This is a genomic window from Bradyrhizobium sp., assembly GCF_049798375.1.
Lineage (GTDB): Bacteria > Pseudomonadota > Alphaproteobacteria > Rhizobiales > Xanthobacteraceae > Bradyrhizobium.
In genome coordinates this window covers 1-5,299 of sequence record NZ_JBARGP010000185.1, presented here as the reverse complement: position 1 = coordinate 5,299, position 5,299 = coordinate 1, and the positions used below count along the sequence as shown (strand labels likewise).

Here is a 5,299-nt window from a genome sequence, read left to right as displayed (position 1 = left end):
CTGCAGGACATGGCGATGAAGGCGAGGGCGCCGATCATCGGGCTCTATGACGCCGGCGGCGCCCGCATCCAGGAAGGCGTCGCCGCGCTCGCGGGCTATTCCTACGTGTTCCGCCGCAACGTGGTGGCGTCAGGTGTGATCCCGCAGATCTCCGTCATCATGGGCCCTTGCGCCGGCGGCGACGTCTATTCGCCGGCCATGACCGACTTCATCTTCATGGTGAAGAATACGAGCTACATGTTCGTCACCGGCCCCGACGTGGTGAAGACCGTCACCAACGAGGTCGTCACCGCCGAAGAACTCGGCGGCGCGTCGGTTCACGCCACGCGCTCCTCGATCGCGGACGGCGCCTTCGAGAACGACGTCGAGGCGCTGCTGCAGATGCGGCGGCTGATCGACTTCCTGCCGTCGAACAACACCGACGGCGTGCCGGAATGGCCGAGCTTCGACGACATCGAGCGGGTCGACACGTCGCTCGACACGCTGATCCCGGACAATCCGAACAAGCCCTACGACATGAAGGAGCTGATCCTCAAGGTCGTGGACGAGGGCGATTTCTTCGAGATCGCGGACGCCTTCGCCAAGAACATCGTCACCGGCTTCGGCCGCATCGCAGGGCGCACCGTGGGCTTCGTCGCCAACCAGCCGATGGTGCTGGCGGGCGTGCTCGACTCGGACGCCTCGCGCAAGGCAGCGCGTTTCGTCCGCTTCTGCGATGCCTTCAATATCCCGATCGTCACCTTCGTCGACGTTCCCGGCTTCCTGCCGGGCACCGCCCAGGAATATGGCGGCCTGATCAAGCACGGCGCGAAATTGCTGTTCGCCTATTCGCAATGCACCGTGCCGCTGGTCACCATCATCACCCGCAAGGCCTATGGCGGCGCCTTCGACGTCATGGCGTCCAAGGAGATCGGCGCCGACATGAACTACGCCTGGCCGACCGCACAGATCGCTGTCATGGGCGCCAAGGGCGCGGTCGAGATCATCTTCCGCGCCGACATCGGCGACGCGGACAAGATCGCCGCGCGCACCAAGGAGTATGAGGATCGCTTCCTGTCACCCTTCATCGCGGCCGAGCGCGGCTATATCGACGACGTCATCATGCCGCACTCCACCCGCCGCCGGATTGCGAGGGCGCTGGCGATGCTACGCGACAAGCATGTCGAGACGCCTATGAAGAAGCACGACAATCTGCCGCTGTGAGCAATGTCGTAGTCGGAGTAGGGCGGATTAGCGAAGCGTAATCCGCCGATCTGCATGCGCCGTGTTTGGCGCGATAGTTGGCGGCTTACGGCTGCGCCTAAGCCGCCCCACGACTCTGAGGAACTGCGCCGATCTGCCGCGATGGCAAGTCGCCGTTAACCATCTATCTTAACTAACAATTAATTGTGCGTTTGCGGCCGTCCGCCACCACGCCTAGCTTTTGGGGCAGGGGACGGTGGTCAAAAGAGTTGGTGCGTGCCATGGCGTATCGTGGATTTCGAAGGTTTTTTGCCGGTGTTGCGATCGCCGGAGCCGTGCTTGTTGTGTCAGTGGACATGGCCTCGGCGAGGTCGGGCGGAGCGGCACCGGGGCATGGAAGCTTTGCCTCGGCCCATGCGATGATGCGCCCGCACGGCATCGGCGGTTTCCACCGTCACGGTCATTTCGTCGGCGGCATCTATTGGCCGGGCTATGCCGACTACGGCTATGGCTCCGGGCCTTATGGCGCCCCGGTCGGCGAGGCCGTGGCGCCGCAGCCAACCGACGTCCATACCACCTATACCTACGACGTGCCCTGGGACTGGGCCCATCGCTATCCGCCGAACGTGACCCCGTCGGACCGACCTTACGTATCGAGCTGTCCGACCGAAAGCGTGAGCGTGCCGGGCCGCGGCGGCGAGCAGACGGTCAACATCACCCGCTGCTACTGATCGGCTGGCGCCATCGCTTGGGTGCTCCGGCCGATATGCATTGTCGTCCCGACCTTGCGCTGGGACCCATACTCCCCGGCGCTGAGGTAGGTGATCAATAGCGAGGCGTCGACGAGCACGGCTGCCGCGCTCGCGAGCCCGTGTCCCTGGTTGGATCTCAGCCGCGGTCGATCGGAAGGTCTTGATTTGAGGACTCTCTCTCGGCGGGCACGGGCATACCAATCCGGTCCATCAAATCCTTCAGATCATCCAGCCGGTGATTGAGCACGCGGTACCCTTCGGCGATCGTCCACCGCAATTCATCCAGCGCGCCGGGTGCCTGATCAGGAAAATGCGCCAGATGATAGATGAACTCGTTCAAGACGGCTCTGACTCCATAGAGATCATCATGGGCCAGCTTTTGCACGTCGAGTTGACCGAGCAGTCGCTGGACGAAGCTATGGCGGGTGGGCGGCACGTGGCGCAGATCGACGAACCGGTTGACGTGGAATGCACGCGGGGTCTGGTCGCTGCCGGCGGCATGCGCCAAGGCCGCGCGCACATTTTCGTCGCTGAGATCTTCGGTGTCGATCGACAATGTCTTGGCGAACAGCGGCTTGTGCTGTTCGATCAGGCTATGCGTCTTGTCGTAATACCAGGCGAACTTGTCGTGCAGGGACAGCGCAGACCATTCGTCTTTCGACATCTCGCCGAAATGAAATGCGGTCGGCCGCTTGCTCTTGGCAATCGGGGAAGTCGCATAATAGAAATGGTTCTGGGGCGACAGCTCGGCGTTTTCCACCAGGCTCGCGATGCAAGCCTGGCGATCGCGGCGGCGAAGATGAACCACGGTGACCTGGTCGCCCAGCTCCTCGGCGATGATCGGCAGCACGGCCGCGTAACCGTTCCCGGTCACGCAGGCAGAAGGGCTGTGCCGAATCAATTCGCGGATCTCAGTCTCGAAAGACGGATCCCTGGTTTCGACCCAGTTGCAAAACAGTGTGTTGAGCTCACTCGACGCCCATTCATGCTGGGCAGTCTCGCCGGAACCCCGGTGGTCAAACACTTCTTGCATGATCCGGGCAAGTGACGTTGTGCCGTCGCGACCCGTCCCAACGCAGAGGATGCGCAGTGCCGAACTGCCCCCTCTGTCCTTGCCGCTGGGAGGGGAGGAACGACCATTGGCGGATCCCTGCGCAGCCGGCCGCGACAACCGTCGCAGTTCGTAGGATGCCAGCTCCCACTGCCGCTTATAGCTGTCGCGTTCGTCCCGGAGCTTTCCGAGCAAAATATTGGCTTCGTTGTGATCCGCTTCTGGTGATCGCAGCTTTCCTGCAGCGCCTGGATTTCTGACTGGAATGCATCGATCTGGAACTCTGGCGGCGTTGCCGGAGAGGGTTGAAATCTGCGGTAGGTATCTTTCAATATACGAATAACGCTCATGTTTTGAGACCAGCATACGCCTTCAGGTAAAAATGTGGGAGGCCCAAGCAGCGGTATCTAATTACAATGGCCGCGCTGATGTAAAGACAATCGGCTGTTTTCAGAAGCTGAGGTTTGGTACCAGAACGGCTGCCTGCTTGCCATCTCGAAACGGGTGAACGGCTGGGGATGGGATCCGATCCGGAACAGGGATTGCTGGTCAATGTGGCGAAATGACCGGCGGTCCTGCTTGCGCAAGGATCCGCCTTGTTCGTGACCTCAAAGGAAAAGAATCAGAATGGACAAAGCCATGCCTGCTGCCATCTTCGTGGTGCGCGCCAATGTGCCCGATGCGTCCAGGCGCCAGGCTTTCGACCAATGGTACCGCGACGTCCATTTGCCTGACGCGATCAAGAGCTTCGGCGTGCGCAAGGCATGGCGGTTCTGGAGCCTGTCCGATCCTGCGGTGCATCAGGCGCTGTATCAGTTCGACGACGCGGCCACGATGGAGCGCGCAATCGGCGGTGACGAGATGAAGCGGCTGATCGCCGACTTCAATCGCGACTGGCCCGATGTCACGCGCACACGCGAAAGTTTTACGGTGGCGGAAACCTTCGTGACTTGACGACGCCACGCGGTGCGTCATCGATGCCGAGCTGTTGCTGACGTTCATCTCGCTGGCCGCGAAATACCCTATCTGAACGCGCAGTTCAGTCGCCGTTCAGCCTGCCCGCGCAAATCTTCTCACGATCGATCTCTTGGATTCGGAGGAGAGCATGCAGCATCTTGGTTTTCTTAAAGTGGCCCTGGTTCTCGGACTTGGCGTTGCCGCCGGGACCTCCTTGCCTGTGTCGGATGCCGACGCCGCGCCACTGTCGCCGGCGCCGATCGTGCGCCAGGTACCACATTCGCCCAACGGAGACATTCATCGCGCGGTGACGTCGCGCGAGGAGGCCGGCCGGCTGGCGCCGCAACAGGTGTACTGGGGCCATCGCTGGCATCATCATCATTGGCACCACCGTCACTGGGGTTGGCGCCACCACCATCACTGGGGCTGGCGGCACCATTGGCACCGTCATCATTGGCGGCATTGGTGATGTCATCGCGGCGTGAACCCGCTGATGTCATTGTGTGACCTACGTACGAACCACCATCATCAACACATTTGAAGAGAGGAGACTCCGATGAGGATTCTTGCTGCCTCTGCCTTGGCTCTCGCTTTCGGCCTGTTCAGCCTGTCCGCGGCGCAGGCCGCGCCGCTCGGCCCGGTCATGCCGGCTGTCGAGCGGGGCGCCCCGTCTGCAGACATCATTCCCGTGGCGCAGGGCTGCGGCCCGGGCTTCCACCGCGGCCCCGCGGGCGCCTGTCGTCCGCTGTACACCTGTCCTCCGGGCTGGCACACGGGCCCGTACGGCAAGCGCTGCTTCCGCAACTGGTGATGACAAACTGATGCGAAGAAGTAGGATGGGTAGAGCGAGCGGGTCGGAAATTCCGACCTGCTCGCGAAACCCATCAGTACGCGGCTAATAAATTCAAGTAGCTAATTAATGGGTATCGCTTCGCTCAACCGATCTATGATGATCACTGGGCTAGGCTCACTTGCCGAGAAAGCCGAGCAGCAGCGCGTCGTATTTTTCGGGCGCGTCCAGGAACACCATATGGCCGGCATTCGGGATCACCTCGGCACGGCCCTCCTTCATCTGGCCAGCCAGCGTTTTGGCATCATCGGCATTCTGTCCCATCTTGGCCCGCAATGCTTCCGGCGCGTAAGGACGACCCGGCGCGTTGTGGTCGTCGGCGCCCATGATGAACAGGGTCGGCTGGGTGATCAGCGGGATCTCGTGCACCACCGGCTCGCGATAAAGCATCTGGTAGGACGCGACGTAGGCGCGCAGCCAATGCGCGTAGTCGGCGCTGCCCTTGATGTTGAAGCGCGCCTCGATGAATGGCGTAACCTGGTCCGGCGGCAGCTTCAGCGCGTAATT

The 5,299-nt window shown here is 61.7% G+C and carries 7 protein-coding genes; 5 read left to right on the top strand and 2 right to left on the bottom strand.

Features of this window, described 5'->3' with window-relative positions; genetic code table 11:
- Positions 1 to 1,203: acyl-CoA carboxylase subunit beta (locus WA702_RS07870; RefSeq protein WP_425109965.1), on the top strand; the 1,203-nt coding region annotated here is incomplete at its 5' end.
- Between the two features lie 260 nt (positions 1,204 to 1,463).
- Positions 1,464 to 1,913 (top strand): hypothetical protein, encoded by a 450-nt coding sequence (locus tag WA702_RS07865; RefSeq protein WP_425109964.1) that lies wholly within the window; start codon positions 1,464 to 1,466, stop codon positions 1,911 to 1,913.
- 157 nt (positions 1,914 to 2,070) lie between these two features.
- Here the strand turns inward: WA702_RS07865 and WA702_RS07860 are convergent, their stop codons facing one another.
- A complete protein-coding gene (locus WA702_RS07860) occupies positions 2,071 to 3,351 on the bottom strand; it encodes a hypothetical protein (protein WP_425109963.1) in 1,281 nt (426 codons plus the stop codon).
- A gap of 273 nt (positions 3,352 to 3,624) precedes the next feature.
- On the opposite strand from WA702_RS07860, the gene WA702_RS07855 reads away from it, so the two are divergent.
- From WA702_RS07855 to WA702_RS07845, 3 genes are all read left to right on the top strand, one after another.
- On the top strand, positions 3,625 to 3,939 hold the full coding sequence (locus tag WA702_RS07855) for a hypothetical protein (protein ID WP_425109962.1): 315 nt from the start codon (positions 3,625 to 3,627) through the stop codon (positions 3,937 to 3,939).
- A gap of 151 nt (positions 3,940 to 4,090) precedes the next feature.
- On the top strand, positions 4,091 to 4,411 hold the full coding sequence (locus WA702_RS07850) for a hypothetical protein (RefSeq protein WP_425109961.1): 321 nt from the start codon (positions 4,091 to 4,093) through the stop codon (positions 4,409 to 4,411).
- Positions 4,412 to 4,498: 87 nt separating this feature from the next.
- A complete protein-coding gene (locus WA702_RS07845; protein ID WP_425109960.1) occupies positions 4,499 to 4,753 on the top strand; it encodes a GCG_CRPN prefix-to-repeats domain-containing protein in 255 nt (84 codons plus the stop codon).
- A gap of 156 nt (positions 4,754 to 4,909) precedes the next feature.
- Here WA702_RS07845 and WA702_RS07840 read toward each other — a convergent pair.
- On the bottom strand, positions 4,910 to 5,299 hold a 390-nt coding region (locus WA702_RS07840), incomplete at its 5' end, for an alpha/beta fold hydrolase (RefSeq protein ID WP_425109959.1).

What these genes read in the sequence shown, in the direction of transcription:
- WA702_RS07865 (WP_425109964.1), top strand. Translation starts at nt 1,464, where the DNA reads ATGGCGTATCGTGGATTTCGAAGGTTTTTTGCCGGTGTTGCGATCGCC.
- WA702_RS07860 (WP_425109963.1), bottom strand. Translation starts at nt 3,351, where the DNA reads ATGCTGGTCTCAAAACATGAGCGTTATTCGTATATTGAAAGATACCTA.
- WA702_RS07855 (WP_425109962.1), top strand. Translation starts at nt 3,625, where the DNA reads ATGCCTGCTGCCATCTTCGTGGTGCGCGCCAATGTGCCCGATGCGTCC.
- WA702_RS07850 (WP_425109961.1), top strand. Translation starts at nt 4,091, where the DNA reads ATGCAGCATCTTGGTTTTCTTAAAGTGGCCCTGGTTCTCGGACTTGGC.
- WA702_RS07845 (WP_425109960.1), top strand. Translation starts at nt 4,499, where the DNA reads ATGAGGATTCTTGCTGCCTCTGCCTTGGCTCTCGCTTTCGGCCTGTTC.